The following is a 15882-nucleotide window of genomic DNA, read 5'->3' as shown; positions in this document are numbered from 1 at the left end:
GGCAGACGCCCCGCCAGAGCACCTGAGCCACCCAGCGCAGCCCCCCAACCCCACTGTGAGGGTGGCGTTGGGGGTCAGTTACAACGGCCATGCCTACAACGGCTGGCAAAGCCAGTTGTCTGGCAACACCATTCAAGACAAGCTAGAAGCGGCCCTGGGCCGCTTTGCTACGCATGCGGTAGGCACTTTGTGTGCTGGCCGCACAGACAGCGGCGTGCACGGGCTGATGCAGGTGGTGCACTTTGACACCCCCCTGCGCCGCCCCGATGCCTCGTGGGTGCGCGGCACCAACACTTTTTTGCCGCCAGACATCGCGGTGCAGTGGGCCCGGCATGTGCCGCCGGGCTTTCATGCGCGCGGCAGCGCTACGGCGCGGCGCTACGCTTACGTGCTGCTTCAATCGCCAGTGCGCCCCAGCGTGGATGCGGGCCGCGTGGGCTGGGTGTACCACCCGCTCGATGGCGATGCCATGCGCCAGGCCGCCAGTGCGCTGCTGGGCGAGCATGATTTCACATCGTTCAGGGCATCGGCCTGCCAGGCCAAGTCACCGGTCAAAACGCTGCAGCGCATCGACATCTCCTGCAACCGGCCATCTGCACCGCACCCGGAGCTGGACTGGGGCAGTTGCTACTGGCGGTTTGAATTCGAAGCCAATGCGTTCCTGCACCACATGATCCGCAACATCATGGGGTGCCTGGTGGCCATTGGCATGGGCAAGCAGCCTGCAGACTGGATGCAGCAGGTGCTGCAGGCCCGCTCGCGCGATGCAGCGGCCCCCACCTTTTCGCCAGACGGGCTGTACTTTCTCGGGCCCGTCTACGATGCCAGCTGGAATCTGCCCGACCGCACCCCTCCTTTTGATTGGCTGCCATGACGAACCACGCCTTGGTGACAGACACACGCCCTCCTTCGCCACCCGCAGCCCGCACGCGCATCAAGATCTGTGGTCTGACTCGAGAGCAAGACGTGGATGCCGCCGTGGCGGCCGGTGCCGACGCGGTGGGTTTTGTGCTGTACGCCCCCAGCCCACGGGCGGTGTCGGCCGAGCGGGCGGCACAACTGGCTCGACGTTTGCCCCCGTTCGTGACACCCGTGCTGCTTTTCGTCAACGAGACTGCTACAAAAATAGAAGCTGCCAGCGCAATGGTGACGGGCGCTATCGTGCAGTTTCATGGTGATGAGACACCGGCCGATTGCCTGCAGGCCACCGGCCAGGGCCTGCGTCCGTTTTTGCGCGCTGCACGCATACCCCTAGGCGATGGGGCTGAACACTTTGACCTCGTAAAATACGCCCAGGATTTTTCACACGCCCAAGCCATCCTGCTCGACGCCCATGTCGACGGCTATGGCGGCGGCGGCAAGGCATTCAATTGGTCACTACTTCCACCAAGCGTCAGCTCTCACCTCGTTTTGTCTGGTGGACTCACGCCTGCAAACGTGACCGATGGCATTTTGCAAGTCCGCCCGCGAGGCCTCTCGCTGGCGGTTGATGTCAGCTCCGGCGTCGAAGCCGATGGCCCCGATGGCAAGCCCATCAAAGGCATCAAGGACGCCGAAAAAATCCAACGCTTCGTTGCCGCCGTGCGTGCGGCCGATGCCCAACTTGCAAAGAACCCCCATGAGCTCCTATCAGCAACCTGATGCTTCCGGCCACTTTGGCCCCTACGGCGGCAGTTTTGTCAGCGAAACCCTGACCCACGCCATCCAGGAACTGCGCGAGGCCTACGCCCGCTACCAGAACGACCCTGAATTTCTGGCGGAATTCCACTACGAACTCAAGCATTTTGTGGGCCGCCCCTCGCCCATTTACCATGCCGCACGCACCAGCCGCGAGATGGGCGGCGCGCAGATTTACCTCAAGCGCGAGGACCTGAACCACACAGGCGCGCACAAAATCAACAACGTGATCGGCCAGGCCATGCTGGCCAAGCGCATGGGCAAGCCCCGCGTGATTGCCGAGACAGGCGCAGGCCAGCACGGCGTGGCCACAGCCACCATTTGCGCCCGCTATGGGCTTGAATGCGTGGTGTACATGGGCGCAGAGGACGTGAAGCGCCAAAGCCCCAACGTGTACCGCATGAAGCTGCTGGGCGCCACCGTGGTGCCTGTGGAGTCTGGCAGCAAGACCCTGAAAGATGCACTGAACGACGCCATGCGCGACTGGGTGGCGAATGTAGACAACACTTTCTATATCATCGGCACCGTAGCGGGGCCGCACCCCTACCCCATGATGGTGCGCGACTTCCAGAGCGTGATCGGCAAGGAGTGCATTGAACAGATGCCCGCCATGCTGACCGAGCAGAAGGTGCTGGGCGAACAGCCCGACGCCGTCATCGCCTGCGTGGGCGGTGGCAGCAACGCCATGGGCATCTTCCACCCCTACATTCCGTTTGCAAAGACGCGCCTCATTGGCGTGGAGGCTGCGGGTGAAGGCTTGGACTCGGGCAAGCATTCCGCATCGCTGCAAAAAGGCAGCGCGGGCGTTCTGCACGGCAATCGCACCTTCATCTTGCAGGATGACAACGGCCAAATCACCGAAACCCACAGCATCAGCGCGGGCCTGGACTACCCAGGCGTGGGACCGGAACACGCCTGGCTGCAAGAGATCGGCCGGGCCGAATACGTTGGCATTACCGACAAGGAAGCGCTGGACGCTTTCCATTATCTGTGCCGCACCGAGGGCATCATCCCCGCGCTGGAGTCCAGCCACGCAGTGGCCTACGCCATGAAGCTGGCCAAGACGATGCGCCCAGATCAGTCCATCCTGGTCAACCTGTCCGGTCGCGGCGACAAGGACATTGGCACGGTGGCCGACCTCAGCGGCGCCGACTTCTACTGCCGCCCCAGCTGCCAGGGGCAGTCCGTCAAGGGTGGCGAGCAACCCATCAAGGTGGTCAAATGAGCCGCATCGAAGCAACCTTCTCAGCACTCAAAGCCCAAGGCCGCAAGGCGCTGATTCCCTACGTCACAGCAGGTTTTCCCTTCGCAGACATTACCCCTGCCCTGATGCACGGCATGGTGGAGGCAGGCGCCGATGTGATTGAGTTGGGGGTGCCATTTTCAGACCCCATGGCCGATGGCCCGGTCATCCAGAAAGCGGGCGAAAAGGCCCTGAGCATGGGCATCGGCATGGTGCAGGTGCTGGATCACGTGCGCGAATTCCGCAAACGCAACACCACCACCCCCGTCGTGTTGATGGGCTACGCCAACCCGGTGGAGCGCTACGACCAAAAGCACGGCAAGGCTGAAACTGGCAGCGCCTTTGTGCACGATGCTGCCGAGGCCGGGGTGGACGGCGTGCTCATCGTGGACTATCCGCCCGAAGAGTGCGAGGCATTTGCGGCCGATCTGCGTGCCCACGGCATGGACCTGATCTTCCTGCTGGCCCCCACCAGCACCGATGAGCGCATGGCCCAGGTGGCCCGCGTGGCCAGTGGTTACGTGTACTACGTGTCGCTGAAGGGCGTGACGGGCTCGGGCGCGCTGGACACGGCAGCGGTGGAGCAAATGCTGCCCCGCATCCGCCAGCACGTGCAGATTCCCGTCGGCGTGGGTTTTGGCATCCGCGATGCGGCCACGGCCCAGGCGATTGGCAAGGTGGCCGACGCCGTGGTCATCGGCAGCCGCATCATCCAGCTCATTGAAGACCAGGAGCACGCCAAGGTGGTCCCCATCACGGTGGACTTCCTTCGCGGGGTGCGTAAGGCACTCGACGCATAAAATAGAGGGCATCCCCCTGAGCGGCTTTGCCGCTTCCCCCTTCTCTTGTGCTGCGCACATTAAGGGGGACGCTCCCAGCGCGGCGGGGCGGCCCTTGCGCGGGAGCACTGATCTTTGGACCCGTGCTAGCGTCAAGGCCGTGCCGCTGCCCCATTCTTACAGAGGAAAACACCATGTCCTGGCTCGAAAAACTTCTGCCTTCCAAGATCCAGCAAACCGACCCCACCGAGCGCCGCCAGGTGCCCGAGGGGCTGTGGATCAAGTGCCCGAGCTGCGAAACGGTGCTCTACAAGGCCGATCTGGAACAGAACCAGAACGTCTGCCCCCATTGCAGCCACCACCACCGCATCGGCGCCCGCGCGCGGCTGGATGCGTTTCTGGACGCCGAAGGCCGCTATGAAATCGGCCAGGAAGTGCTGCCCGTGGACGCCCTCAAGTTCAAGGACAGCCGCAAGTACCCCGAGCGCCTGAAGGAAGCCCTGGAGAACACAGGCGAGACCGACGCGCTCATCGTCATGGGCGGCGCGGTCAAGAGCATCAATGTGGTCGCCGCGTGCTTCGAGTTTGACTTCATGGGTGGCTCCATGGGCTCCGTGGTGGGCGAGCGCTTTGTGCGTGGCGTAGAAACCGCCATTGAGCAGAAGGTGCCCTTCATCTGCTTTACTGCTACGGGCGGCGCCCGCATGCAAGAAGGCCTGCTGTCGCTCATGCAAATGGCCAAGACCAATGCGGCGCTGACCCGTCTGGCCAAGAAGGGCCTGCCCTACATCAGCGTGCTGACCGACCCCACCATGGGCGGCGTGAGCGCTGGCTTTGCCTTTGTGGGCGACATCGTGATTGCCGAGCCCAAGGCGCTGATCGGCTTTGCAGGCCCCCGCGTGATCGAATCCACCGTGCGCGTGACGCTGCCCGAGGGCTTCCAGCGTGCCGAGTTCCTGCAGACCAAGGGCGCCGTGGACTTCATCTGTGACCGCCGCGAACTGCGCAACACCGTGGCCAGCAGCCTGGCCATGCTGCAGCGCCTGCCAGCCGACGCTGTGATGTGAATCTGCGGCCCCTTGCCAAAGGGGCATGCTATTAAATTGCTATCAATTCAATAGCTTCTAGCGCTTAATCCATAAGCGCTAGCAGCTATTTTTGTTTAAACCCCCAGGCTTGCAGAGGTTGGTTACGTCGGCAGAAGCCGCGCTGCGTCCTCAAAACCGCAAGACCCCCGTCAACGCCGCTGCCTGCAAATGCCCCAGCACGATCATCGCGATCTGCAGCAGCACCAGCAGCACCAGGGGTGACAGGTCCAGCCCCCCAATCAGCGGAATCACCCGCTGCACGGGCCGCAGCAAGGGGGCGCACAGGCGGCCGATCACATCGGCCATGGGCGAACGGGTCTGCACCCACGACAAGATGGCATGCACGATCAACAGGCCGATCAGGCCAGAAATGGCCACACGCATCAGACCAAAGGCCGCCATGAGTGGCACCACCGTGCCGGAGATCGCACCGCCCGCAATCAGCCACAGCAGACCGTATTGCACTTGCTGCACCAGCAGCGCCCCCACCAAGCTCGACACATCCCAGCGCCCAGTGGGCGGAATCAGCCGCCGCAGCGGCAGGATGAACCAGTCCGTCAACGCAAACACCAGGGCTCCCACGGGGTTGGAGAACGGCACACGCTGCCACTGCATGTAAAGACGCAGCAGGCAGGCCCCGGTCAGCAGGCCACCAATGACATCAAGCAACAACGTAGCGATCTGGTAGAGCATGGGCGTGAGGGAATGAAAAGGCGCACCCAGCGAAAGTGGGCAGCGCCGTGGGATGATAGCGACCTGAGAAACTGTTCCTCGCCGTCTGGGGGATTGCGGCAGCCGCCCGGGCATCACGCCACTCCACAGGGGGTGCGATGCACGCCCAGCCGCGGCCTGCGGGGCGCACCCGCTGGCCAGGATGCAACCCCTGCCCGCCTGGTGTGCGCCCGATGCCGCCACCCAACGCAGACCACTTTGAGCAGCTTCCAAGGCCCTGCCCATGACCCAAACGCTGACCCTCTCTTCCCTGCCCCTTTTCCCGCTGGCTTCGGTGCTGTTCCCCGACGGCCTGCTGGCCTTGCGCGTGTTTGAAGTGCGCTACCTCGACATGGTGCGCAAATGCCACCAGACCGGCGCCCCCTTCGGCGTGGTGTCGCTCACCCAGGGCAACGAGGTGCGGCAGGCCGGCGCCCCCGATGAGCAGTTTCACGACGTGGGCACCCTCGCCATCATTGACCAGTTGGACATGCCGCAGCCCGGGCTGATCACCCTGCTGTGCCGGGGCACGGAGCGGTTTCGCATCACCCAGCGCAACCACCTGGTGCACGGCCTGTGGATTGCCAACGTGGGCCAGCTGGACCGGGACATGAGCATCGCCATCCCCGACGACCTGAAGAAAACCGCCACGGCCCTGATGCAGGTGCTGCACAGCTTGCACGCACGCGATGCCCTCAACCCCACCGCCATCTTGCCCACCCCGCAGCAACTGGACGACTGCGGCTGGGTGGCCAACCGCTGGTGCGAGCTGCTGCCCGTGCCCATGGAGCTCAAGCAGCGCCTGATGGAGCTGGACAACCCGCTGGTGCGGCTGGAGCTGGTCGGCGACGTACTGGAACGCACGGGCATTGCGCAGTGAGCATGCAGGGCCTGGACGACCGCGCGGTGCTGCAGCACATACTCTCTTGGCCCCGCAGCACCAAGCGCCTGTTTGTGGCCGCGCTGGACGCAGGCATGGGCCTGTTTGCCATGTGGGTGGCCTTCACCCTGCGGCTGGACACCCTGCACTGGCCTGAGGGCAAGCAGTGGATTGCCTACGCCCTGGCCCCAGCACTGGCGTTTCCCATCCTGATGAACCTGGGGCTGTACCGCGCCATCTTCCGCTACACCGGCATCCAGGCCCTGCTCACCACCGGCAAGGCCGTGGCCATCTACGGCGCAGTCCTGCTGCTCACCCTGCTCATCGGCAAGTGGGAGGGGATTCCGCGCAGCGTGGGCATTTTGCAGCCGGTGATTTTTCTGCTGCTGGTGGGCGCCAGCCGCTCGCTGGGCTGGCTGTGGCTGGCGGGGCGCACCGCGGCAGCCCCCCACCGGCTGCTGATTTACGGTGCGGGCACAGCCGGGGCGCAAACCGCAGCGGGGCTGGTCAGCGCGCGCAGCTACCACCTGCTGGCCTTTGCCGACGACGACACCAGCAAAGCGGGCCGCAGCATCAACGGTGTGCGCGTGTATGCGCCCGAGGCCCTGCCCGCCACGGTGCAGCGCCTGGGCATCACCGACGTGCTGCTGGCGCTGCCCAGCGTGCCCCGCCAGCGGCGCCAGCAGATCATCGAAAGCCTGCGCCCGCTGCCGGTGCGCATCCGCACCCTGCCTGGCCTGACCGACCTGGCCAGCGGCAAGGTGACGGTGACCGACTTCCAGGACCTGGACATTGAAGACCTGCTGGGGCGTGCGCCCGTGGCCCCCGACCTGCCCCTGATGCAGCAACACATCGCGGGCCAGGTGGTGCTGGTCACCGGCGCGGGCGGCAGCATTGGCAGCGAGCTGTGCCGCCAACTGGCGCAGTTGGGTGCTGCGCAGTTGCTGCTGGTCGATCACAGTGAATTTGCGCTCTACAGCATCCACCAGGAGCTGCAGGCCCTCGCACACCAAGGCGTGGTCCAGACCCAGCTCACGCCCCTGCTGGCCAGCGTGAACAACCGGCAGGGCATGGCCGAGCTGTGCCGCCTGCACCGCCCCGTCTGCATCTACCACGCAGCTGCGTACAAGCATGTGCCCATGGTCGAGGCCAACGCGGCCGAAGGCATCCAGAACAACGTGTTTGGCACCCTGAACATGGTGCGCGTGGCGCTGGAACAAGGCGTGGAGCACTTTGTGCTCGTCTCCACCGACAAGGCCGTGCGCCCCACCAATGTGATGGGGGCCAGCAAGCGCGTGGCCGAGCTGGTATTGCAAGCCATGGCCCACGCCACGCAGCCCCCCTTTGCAATCCCGCAAGAAAACACCGCGCACGTCCCCTGGCGCAGCCCCACCCGCTTTTCCATGGTGCGCTTTGGCAACGTGCTGGGCTCCAGCGGCAGCGTGATCCCGCTGTTTCGCCAGCAAATCGCGCACGGCGGCCCCATCACCGTGACGCACCCCGAGGTCACCCGCTACTTCATGACCATCCCCGAAGCCGCCCAGCTGGTGCTGCAAGCGGGCGCCATGGCCGAGGGCGGGGATGTGTTTGTGCTTGACATGGGTGAGCCCATCCGCATCCGCGAACTGGCCGAGCGCATGGTGACCCTGGCGGGCCTGACGGTGCGTGACGCACAGCACCCCAGCGGCGACATCGCCATCACCTTCACCGGCCTGCGCCCGGGCGAGAAGCTCTACGAAGAGCTGCTGATTGGCGACAACCCCCTGCCCACAGCGCACCCGCGCATCTTGCGGGCGCAAGAGGAGCGCTTTGACTGGGCCACGCTGAGTGCCCTGCTGACCCGCCTGCAGGCGGCTGCGCTGGCCAACGACCCCGACGGCATGCGGGCGCTGCTGCACACCCTGGTGCCGGGCTACCAGCCCGATCAGCCCGACCCACCCGAAGTGGCTGCGCAGGCGGCATGACTGAACAGGTGGCATGACCCAAGGGCTATTCAAAGCCACCGCCACGCTGCTCACCGGCAGCGTGGCCGCCCACGCCCTGCCCCTGCTGCTGGGGCCCGCGCTCACCCGCACCTATTCGCCCGAGGCCTTCGGCCAATTTGCCCTGCTGTGGGCCCTGGCCACCAACGTGGCCGTGGTGGCCTGTGCACGCTATGAATACGCCCTGCCTCTGGAGCGCGCCGAGCCCGAGGCCGCGCAGCTGATGGCGCTGTGCGGCCATGTGCTAGCCGCCGTGGGCCTGGCCACGCTGTGCGCTGCTGGCGTGCTGGCCTGGCGCAGCGGCATGGCCGCCTACTGGCTGCTGCCACTGGCGGTGCTGGCCTTGGGGGCCACCCAGTGGCTCACGATGTGGGCAACGCGCTCAGAGCGCTTTAGCCTGCTGTCCACCGCCCGGCTGGTGCAGTACGGTGGGGGCGCTGTGCTGCAACTGGCGCTGGGCTGGTGGCTTTTGGGGCCTACAGGGCACACCGAATCCAACGCGCTGGCAGAGCGGTGGGGGCTATGGGGGCTGTGCGCAGGCGCCATCGCCACAGCGCTGCTGGCCGCCTGGCTGCTGGCGCGGCCTGCCCCGCTGGGCGGCTGGGCGGCCTGTCTGCGCGCCCCATGGCCCGCGTTGCGCGCCATGGCGCTGCGCCACCGCGACTTCCCACTGCTCAACACGCCCCATGCGTTTGTGGGCGCACTGCAAGACACGCTCACCCTGCTGGCCGTCACCGCCTGGTCGGGCGACGCGGCCGCAGGCCTGTGGGCCATGTCGCTGCGCTACCTGAAGGCGCCCGCCAGCCTGCTGGGCGGGGCTTTGTCGCAAGCGCTGTACCCCCGGCTGGTGCAGGCCCCCAACGCCCAGGCGGCACGCCAGGCCGTGCACCACAGCATGCGGCTGTTGGCCGCCATCGCACTGCCCATGGCCGCCGTGCTGCTGCTGTGGGGGCCGGCCTTGTTCACCGCCTTTTTTGGCGCGCGCTGGGCGGGGGCGGGCGAGCTGGCCCGGGCCCTGGCCCCCTATATTGCGCTGCACTTCATTGCATCGCCCCTGGCCGTCACCACACTGGCATGGAAGGCCCAGGCCTGGGCGCTGCGCCTGGCGCTGGTGGGCCAGGTGGCGTTTTTTGCAGGACTGCTGGCAGGCCTGGCGCTGGGTGGGCTCACTGGCGCGGCCTGGGGCATTTCAACCTCCATGCTGCTGTACTTTGGCTACTATTTTTGGGCACTGGCCACCTGGAAGGACATCCCCCATGAAGGACGCGATGAAAGCCTGGCTTAACCGCTGGCGCCGCCGCCTGTGGCAGGCGCTGTTCTACCGCATGGTGTTTGGCGAGCGCACCGCGCAAGGCACGCCCCTGCCCCACACCCGCATCGCGCCCAGCACCTGCATTGAGGGCGAAGAGGGCCTGCAGCTCGCAGACCATGTGTTCATCGGCCACTTCAACTTTCTGGACGCCGCAGGCGGCCTGCGCATCGACGAAGGTGTGCAGATCACCAACTTTGTGAGCATCGTCACCCACAGCTCGCACCGGGCCGTGCGCCTCATGGGGCGCAGCTATGCGGCGCATGCAAGCGCGGCGGCTGCACGCCCCGGCTACCTGCAGGCACCGGTGCACATTGGCGCCTATGCCTTTGTCGGCCCGCACAGCCTGATCGAAGCGGGCAGCCGCATCGGCAAGGGGGCTGTGGTGTGCGCCTATGCCCAAGTGCGCGGCGAGGTGCCAGACTTTGCCATCGTGGCGGGGCAGCCCGCCCGCGTGGTGGGCGATGTGCGCACACGCGATGCCGCCCTGCTGGCGCAATACCCCGAGATGCAGGCGCACTACGCTGCCTGGGCTGGCACGCTGCCCACCTCGCCCGCGCCCACATCCACACCTCCTTCTGACCACGCCTGACATGCCCCCCATCCACCTGTGCCTGCTGGGCGATGCCACCAGCCCCCACATCCAGCGCTGGGCGCGCGAGATGCAGGGGCGCGGCTACCGCGTGTCGCTGGTCACCGCGCGGCCAGCGCCCATTGAGGGCGTGGAGCAACATGTGCTGCGCCCGGTACACCGCTCGGCCCAGTGGCTGTTGCGCGCAGGCGAGGCACGCCGCGCCGTGCAGGCCCTGGCCCCCGACATCGTGCACGCGCACTACACCACGTCGTACGGCTACCTGGGCGCACGCTGCGGCCACCGCCCGTTGGTGATGACCGCCTGGGGCAGCGACTTGCTGGTAACGCCGCACACCAGCCCGTGGATGCGCTGGCTCACCGGCTGGACGCTGCGCCGCGCTGACCTCATCACCGGCGATTCGCAAAGCCTGGTCGATGCCGCGCACAGCTACCACCCGCGCGCTGCGGTGCACTGCATCCATTGGGGCGTGGACCTGGCGCGTTTCGCGCCTGCGCCTTGGCCAGACAAACCCGGCTTTGAGATCGTGAGCCTGCGCTCGTGGGAGCCCAACTACAACATCGCCACCATCATCGATGCCGTGGCGCACCTGCGGGCACAGCAGCCCGCTTTGCCTGTGCACCTGCACCTGCTGGGCGGCGGCAGCCTGGAGGCCGCGCTGCGCGAGCAAGTCGCCCGCCGGGGCTTGGGCGAAGCAGTGACCTTTCACGGACGGCTGGACGACGCTGGCATGGCCCGGGTTCTGGCCCGGTGCAAGGTCTCGGTCTCAGTGCCCACGCAAGACGCCACCTCGGTCTCGGTGCTCGAAAGCATGGCCTGCGGCCTGCCCGTGGTGGCAACCAAGCTGCAGGCCAACGCACAGTGGCTGCAAGCCGAATGGCTGGTGCCCGCACAGGACAGCAGCGCTCTGGCGCGCAAGCTGGCCGCCCTGGCGCAAGACGATGCGTCAGCCCATGCTGCGGGCCAGCACAACGCCCAACGCATTCAGCAAGAGGGCGACCGAGCCATGCAAATGGACCGCATGGATGCGCTCTACCGTGGGCTGCTGCAGCGTCCAGTAACCAACATCGTCAGCACCAACGCCAATTAACAAGAAATAGGCCGCTAGGGCAATCAGATAAAGCGCTAGCAGCTACATAAAATATAGCAACCATGTTCACCCACCCCGCCCAGCCCCAGCTGCTCAGCGTCATCGTGCCCTGCCGCAACGAGGCCGCACACATCGACGCTTTTTGCGACAGCGCCTTGCAGCAGCAATTGCCCGCAGGCTGGCAAATGGAAGTGCTGGTGGCCGATGGCTGCAGCGACGACGGCACGCGCGAGCGGCTGCAGCAGCGCTGCGCGGCCGACCCGCGCCTGCGCTGGGTGGACAACCCTGGCCGCATCGTCTCCACCGGGCTCAACGCCTGCCTGCGCCTGGCGCGCGGCAGCGTGGTGGCGCGGCTGGATGTGCACACCCAGTTTGCACCCGACTACCTGGCCCAGTGCCTGGCCACGCTGGAGCGCACCGGGGCCGACAACGTGGGCGGCCCCTGGGTGGCCGAGGGGCGCGGAGCCATGGGCAGTGCGATCGCCACGGCCTTCCAGAGCCGCTGGGTGGTGGGCGGGGCCCTGTCGCGCAACAAAGCCTACGAGGGCCCCGTAGACACCGTGTACCTGGGCTGCTGGCCCCGCGCCACGCTGGAGCGCTTTGGCGGCTTTGACGAAGCCCTGGTGCGCAACCAGGACGACGAGCACAACCTGCGGCTGCGCCTGGGCGGTGCACGCATCTGGCAAAGCGGGCGCATCCAATCGAGCTACCGGCCGCGCGATTCGCTGCGCCACCTGTTTGCGCAGCAGCGGCAATATGGCTACTGGCGCCCCTTTGTCATGCGCAAGCATGGTCAGCCGGGCTCTGTGCGGCAACTGGTGCCTGCCGCCTTTGTGGCGGCTTTGGTGGGCCTGCTCGCCATCAGCCCCTGGAATGCCTTGCCGCTGGTGGCCCTGCTGACAGCGTACGGCGGCTATGTGGGCGCTGCCTCGGTGCTGGCCGCACAGGCGGCACGCCAGTGGCACACCCTGGCGCGTCTGCCGGTGGTGATTGCGGCCTACCACTTGGCCTATGGCCTGGGCACCTGGCGCGGCCTGTGGGACGTGCTGCGCGGCCGCCAGCCTTCGGCCCAGTTTGCGCGCATCACGCGCTGAAGCCCCTGCAAGCGTTTGCCATGAGCCCCACAGAACCTCCACACGAACCCGCTGCCGTGCAGGCCCGCTACGCGCGGCGCAATGCGGTGGCCGACGCGCAGCACTACAGCCTGTACGCCAGCGCCTCAGCCCTGCAGGCCCAGCAAGAGCGGCTGCGCGCCATGGTGCAGCTGTGGCGCACGCACGGCTGGCAAAGCCTGGCGGGCCTGCAGATCACCGAAGTGGGCTGTGGCAGCGGCGGCAACCTGCATGACCTGGTGCGCCTGGGCGCCCAGCCCCAGCGCCTGCAAGGGCTGGAATTGCTGCCAGAGCGCGCCGCCCAGGCCCGTGCCACCTTGCCCGCCGCGCTGGCCATCCATGCAGGCGATGCCGCAAGCGCCACCATCGCCCCCGGCAGCCAGCAGGCCGTGCTCGCGTTCACCCTGTTCAGCTCACTGCTCGACGCCGAATTTCGCACTGCGCTTGCGCAGCAGATGTGGCAATGGGTGGCCCCCGGTGGTGGCGTGCTGGTGTACGACTTTGTCGTCAACAACCCGCGCAACCCCGATGTGCAGGGCGTGCCGCTGACCGAAGTGCGGCGACTATTCCCGCAAGCACAATTGCATTCACAACGCATCACGCTGGCACCGCCCGTGGCACGCCGCCTGCCTGGAGGCCTGATTGCGCCCTGCGCCACGCTGCTACCCTTCTTGCGCACCCACCGCCTGACCTGGGCGGTGAAACCGGCCCTCAGCGCAGGGCCAGAAGCTTTACCGTCATGAAAATCACCGTTATCGGCACCGGCTACGTGGGCCTGGTCACTGGCGCTTGCCTGGCAGAAATGGGCAACCAGGTGGTCTGCCTGGACCTGGACACCCAGCGCATCGCCGCGCTGAACCGGGGCGAGATGCCCATCCACGAGCCCGGCCTGGGCGATGTGGTGGCGCGCAATGCCCAAGCCGGGCGCCTGCGCTTTACCACCGACATCGACACCGCCGTGGCGCACGGCCTGCTGCAGTTCATTGCCGTGGGTACACCGCCCAGCGAGGACGGCTCGGCCGACCTGCAGCATGTGCTGGCCGCCGCACGGGCCGTGGCCGAACGGATGCAGGGCTACAAGCTCATCATCAACAAGAGCACGGTGCCCGTGGGCACGGCCGATGCCGTGGCGAAGGAGGTAGCGCAGGCGCTGGCGGCGCGCGGGCTGTCGCCCGACTTTTCCGTCGTGTCCAACCCCGAGTTCCTCAAGGAAGGCTCTGCGGTGCAGGACTTCATGCGGCCCGACCGGGTGATCGTGGGCAGCGACAACGAGCACGCCACCGCCCTGATGCGCACGCTGTACGCCCCCTTCATGCGCAACCGTGAGCGGTTGATTGAGATGGATGTGCGAAGCGCCGAGTTCACCAAGTACGCCGCCAACGCCATGCTGGCCACGCGCATCAGCTTCATGAACGAGCTGGCCCTGCTGGCCGAAAAGCTGGGGGCGGACATTGAGCAGGTGCGCACCGGCATCGGCACCGACCCGCGCATTGGCACGCACTTTTTGTATGCGGGCACCGGCTACGGCGGCTCGTGCTTTCCCAAAGATGTGCGCGCCCTGATCCAGACGGGCGAAAGCGCGGGCCAGCCGCTGCAGATTCTGCAAGCCGTGCAGGCGGTGAACCAGCGGCAAAAGCAGGTGCTGACCGACAAAATCATCGCCCGCTTTGGCCCCGACCTGCAAGGCCGCCGCTTTGCGCTGTGGGGCCTGGCCTTCAAGCCCGGCACCGACGACATGCGCGAAGCGCCTAGCCTGACGGTGATAGAGCAACTGCTGACCCGAGGCGCTGAAGTGGTGGCCTATGACCCCCAGGCCATGCTGCAAGCGCAAGCCGTGCTGGGCCCACGGCCGCACCTGTACTACGCACCCCAGGCCGATGCGGCCTTGGCAGGCGCGGATGCACTGGTCATTGTCACCGAGTGGAAGGAATTTCGCAGCCCTGACTTTGCCCACCTTGCCGCCACGCTGAAGCACCCAGTGGTGTTTGACGGGCGCAACCTGTTTGAGCCCGACACGATGCGCAGCACTGGGCTGGAGTACTACCCCATTGGCCGTAAAAGATGAATCACCCCCCTGTGGCGCTGCGCGCCTTCCCCCCGCTCTCGCATCGCTGCGCGACGCGGGCGGGGAGACGCCCCCAGCACGGCGGGGCGGCCCTTGTGCGGGGGCCACTGGCCTGGACTGTGCGAGTTCTGCCGCCCCGGGGTTTCATACAAAGTGCTGGATTTTTGACATGAGCAACACTGAATCATCTGTTCCTTTCCTCCCCTTCGCCCGCCCCGACATTGGCGACGCCGAAATTGCCGCTGTGACCGAGGCCATGCGCTCTGGCTGGGTCACCACCGGCCCGGTCACGCGCCAGTTTGAGCAGAACTTTGTGGACTACCTGGGTGGCGGGCTGCAGGGCGTGGCCGTGAATTCGGCCACGGCCGGGCTGCACCTGGCGCTGGAAGCCCTGGGCATTGGCCCGGGGGACGAGGTGATTGCCCCCACCCTCACCTTCACCGCCACCGTCGAGGTGGTGCGCTACCTGGGGGCCGACGCGGTGCTGGTGGACGTGGACCCGGTCACGCTGAACATCGACCCGGAAAAGATCCGCGCCGCCATCACGCCCCGCACCAAGGCCATCATGCCCGTGCACTACGGTGGCCTGGCGTGCGACATGGACGCAATCCTGGCGATTGCCAAAGAGCACGGCCTGAAGGTGGTGGAAGACGCAGCCCATGCACTGCCCACCACCTGGCGCGGCACGCTGGTGGGGCAGTTGCAGTCCGATGTGACGGTGTTCAGCTTCTACGCCAACAAGACCATCACCACCGGCGAAGGCGGCATGGCCGTGACGCGCGATGCCGCCCTGGCCCAGCGCATGCGCGTGATGCGCCTGCACGGCATGAACCGCGATGCGTTTGACCGCTTCACCTCCAAGACCCCGGCCTGGTACTACGAAGTGGTGGCCCCCGGCTTCAAATACAACATGACCGATGTGGCCGCCGCCATGGGTGTGCAGCAGCTGGCACGCCTGCCGCAGTTTGTGCAGCAGCGCGAGCAACTGGCCCAGCGCTACCACGCTGCGCTGGTCAGCCTGCCCCTGGTACTGCCCGCCACAGCCCCATCTGGCGACGTGCATGCCTGGCACCTGTACGTGGTGCGCCTGGCGCCGCAGGCACGCATCGGGCGCGATGCGCTGATCCAGGGCCTGTCAGACCGGGGCATTGGCACCAGCGTGCACTATGTGCCGCTGCACCGCCACCCCTACTGGCGCGATCGCTACCAGCTTACACCCGAGCAGTTTCCGCAAGCCGATGCCGCCTACCACACCATGGTGAGCCTGCCCCTGTTCACCGCCATGGGCGATGCGGACCAGGAGCGCGTGATTGCCGCGCTGCATGAGCTGCTGGCCTGAAGAAGTCTGCCCACC

General features: G+C 66.4%; 15 protein-coding genes. 14 read left to right on the top strand and 1 reads right to left on the bottom strand.

Features of this window, described 5'->3' with window-relative positions; all coding sequences use genetic code 11:
- Window positions 1–55: 55 nt before the first annotated feature.
- The 5 genes from truA to accD all read left to right on the top strand — a co-directional run bounded on the left by truA (window position 56) and on the right by accD (window position 4766).
- Complete coding sequence (gene truA / locus CLU86_RS00835; RefSeq protein ID WP_199175170.1) at window positions 56–874, top strand: tRNA pseudouridine(38-40) synthase TruA; 819 nt, start codon at window positions 56–58, stop codon at window positions 872–874.
- Entirely contained in the window at window positions 871–1641 is a 771-nt protein-coding gene (locus CLU86_RS00830) for a phosphoribosylanthranilate isomerase (RefSeq protein ID WP_099740248.1), read from the top strand. The genes truA and CLU86_RS00830 overlap by 4 nt, the downstream gene beginning before the upstream one ends.
- A complete protein-coding gene (gene trpB, locus CLU86_RS00825; protein ID WP_099740247.1) occupies window positions 1619–2902 on the top strand; it encodes a tryptophan synthase subunit beta in 1284 nt (427 codons plus the stop codon). The genes CLU86_RS00830 and trpB overlap by 23 nt, the downstream gene beginning before the upstream one ends.
- On the top strand, window positions 2899–3720 hold the full coding sequence (trpA, locus tag CLU86_RS00820; RefSeq protein ID WP_099740246.1) for a tryptophan synthase subunit alpha: 822 nt from the start codon (window positions 2899–2901) through the stop codon (window positions 3718–3720). The genes trpB and trpA overlap by 4 nt, the downstream gene beginning before the upstream one ends.
- A gap of 173 nt (window positions 3721–3893) precedes the next feature.
- Window positions 3894–4766 carry an acetyl-CoA carboxylase, carboxyltransferase subunit beta gene (accD, locus tag CLU86_RS00815; protein ID WP_099659040.1) on the top strand — a complete coding sequence of 291 codons (873 nt, stop codon included), beginning with the start codon at window positions 3894–3896 and terminating at the stop codon, window positions 4764–4766.
- A 150-nt stretch (window positions 4767–4916) separates the two neighbouring features.
- Here the strand turns inward: accD and CLU86_RS00810 are convergent, their stop codons facing one another.
- Window positions 4917–5480: a YggT family protein gene (locus CLU86_RS00810; RefSeq protein ID WP_099658176.1), complete on the bottom strand. Its 564-nt coding sequence runs from the start codon at window positions 5478–5480 to the stop codon at window positions 4917–4919.
- A 262-nt stretch (window positions 5481–5742) separates the two neighbouring features.
- Between CLU86_RS00810 and CLU86_RS00805 the strand changes: the two genes are divergently transcribed.
- The 9 genes from CLU86_RS00805 (at window position 5743) to CLU86_RS00760 (ending at window position 15867) form a co-directional block, all read left to right on the top strand.
- A complete protein-coding gene (locus CLU86_RS00805) occupies window positions 5743–6378 on the top strand; it encodes an LON peptidase substrate-binding domain-containing protein (protein WP_099740245.1) in 636 nt (211 codons plus the stop codon).
- Between the two features lie 2 nt (window positions 6379–6380).
- Entirely contained in the window at window positions 6381–8342 is a 1962-nt protein-coding gene (locus tag CLU86_RS00800) for a nucleoside-diphosphate sugar epimerase/dehydratase (protein WP_233194717.1), read from the top strand.
- Window positions 8343–8355: 13 nt separating this feature from the next.
- Window positions 8356–9645 carry a lipopolysaccharide biosynthesis protein gene (locus CLU86_RS00795; RefSeq protein WP_099740244.1) on the top strand — a complete coding sequence of 430 codons (1290 nt, stop codon included), beginning with the start codon at window positions 8356–8358 and terminating at the stop codon, window positions 9643–9645.
- Window positions 9629–10261 (top strand): acyltransferase, encoded by a 633-nt coding sequence (locus CLU86_RS00790; RefSeq protein ID WP_099743198.1) that lies wholly within the window; start codon window positions 9629–9631, stop codon window positions 10259–10261. Before CLU86_RS00795 ends, CLU86_RS00790 begins: the two co-directional genes overlap by 17 nt.
- Window position 10262: 1 nt before the next feature.
- Window positions 10263–11351 carry a glycosyltransferase gene (locus tag CLU86_RS00785; RefSeq protein ID WP_099740243.1) on the top strand — a complete coding sequence of 363 codons (1089 nt, stop codon included), beginning with the start codon at window positions 10263–10265 and terminating at the stop codon, window positions 11349–11351.
- Between the two features lie 62 nt (window positions 11352–11413).
- Window positions 11414–12445: a glycosyltransferase family 2 protein gene (locus tag CLU86_RS00780; protein ID WP_099740242.1), complete on the top strand. Its 1032-nt coding sequence runs from the start codon at window positions 11414–11416 to the stop codon at window positions 12443–12445.
- 20 nt (window positions 12446–12465) lie between these two features.
- A complete protein-coding gene (locus CLU86_RS00775; RefSeq protein ID WP_099740241.1) occupies window positions 12466–13206 on the top strand; it encodes a methyltransferase domain-containing protein in 741 nt (246 codons plus the stop codon).
- Entirely contained in the window at window positions 13203–14528 is a 1326-nt protein-coding gene (locus CLU86_RS00770) for a UDP-glucose/GDP-mannose dehydrogenase family protein (protein WP_099740240.1), read from the top strand. Before CLU86_RS00775 ends, CLU86_RS00770 begins: the two co-directional genes overlap by 4 nt.
- Window positions 14529–14697: 169 nt before the next feature.
- Window positions 14698–15867, top strand: coding sequence for a DegT/DnrJ/EryC1/StrS aminotransferase family protein (locus CLU86_RS00760; protein ID WP_099740239.1), 1170 nt, complete (start codon window positions 14698–14700; stop codon window positions 15865–15867).
- The last annotated feature ends 15 nt before the right edge of the window (window positions 15868–15882 follow it).

Origin of the sequence: Acidovorax sp. 62 (genome assembly GCF_002754495.1) — a bacterium.
In the GTDB taxonomy this organism is placed as follows: Bacteria; Pseudomonadota; Gammaproteobacteria; order Burkholderiales; family Burkholderiaceae_C; genus Acidovorax.
This window is presented reverse-complemented; position numbering and strand designations above follow the sequence as displayed.

What these genes read in the sequence shown, in the direction of transcription:
- CLU86_RS00830 (WP_099740248.1), top strand. Translation starts at nt 871, where the DNA reads ATGACGAACCACGCCTTGGTGACAGACACACGCCCTCCTTCGCCACCC.
- trpB (WP_099740247.1), top strand. Translation starts at nt 1,619, where the DNA reads ATGAGCTCCTATCAGCAACCTGATGCTTCCGGCCACTTTGGCCCCTAC.
- trpA (WP_099740246.1), top strand. Translation starts at nt 2,899, where the DNA reads ATGAGCCGCATCGAAGCAACCTTCTCAGCACTCAAAGCCCAAGGCCGC.
- accD (WP_099659040.1), top strand. Translation starts at nt 3,894, where the DNA reads ATGTCCTGGCTCGAAAAACTTCTGCCTTCCAAGATCCAGCAAACCGAC.
- CLU86_RS00810 (WP_099658176.1), bottom strand. Translation starts at nt 5,480, where the DNA reads ATGCTCTACCAGATCGCTACGTTGTTGCTTGATGTCATTGGTGGCCTG.
- CLU86_RS00805 (WP_099740245.1), top strand. Translation starts at nt 5,743, where the DNA reads ATGACCCAAACGCTGACCCTCTCTTCCCTGCCCCTTTTCCCGCTGGCT.
- CLU86_RS00800 (WP_233194717.1), top strand. Translation starts at nt 6,381, where the DNA reads ATGCAGGGCCTGGACGACCGCGCGGTGCTGCAGCACATACTCTCTTGG.
- CLU86_RS00795 (WP_099740244.1), top strand. Translation starts at nt 8,356, where the DNA reads ATGACCCAAGGGCTATTCAAAGCCACCGCCACGCTGCTCACCGGCAGC.
- CLU86_RS00790 (WP_099743198.1), top strand. Translation starts at nt 9,629, where the DNA reads ATGAAAGCCTGGCTTAACCGCTGGCGCCGCCGCCTGTGGCAGGCGCTG.
- CLU86_RS00785 (WP_099740243.1), top strand. Translation starts at nt 10,263, where the DNA reads ATGCCCCCCATCCACCTGTGCCTGCTGGGCGATGCCACCAGCCCCCAC.
- CLU86_RS00780 (WP_099740242.1), top strand. Translation starts at nt 11,414, where the DNA reads ATGTTCACCCACCCCGCCCAGCCCCAGCTGCTCAGCGTCATCGTGCCC.
- CLU86_RS00775 (WP_099740241.1), top strand. Translation starts at nt 12,466, where the DNA reads ATGAGCCCCACAGAACCTCCACACGAACCCGCTGCCGTGCAGGCCCGC.
- CLU86_RS00770 (WP_099740240.1), top strand. Translation starts at nt 13,203, where the DNA reads ATGAAAATCACCGTTATCGGCACCGGCTACGTGGGCCTGGTCACTGGC.
- CLU86_RS00760 (WP_099740239.1), top strand. Translation starts at nt 14,698, where the DNA reads ATGAGCAACACTGAATCATCTGTTCCTTTCCTCCCCTTCGCCCGCCCC.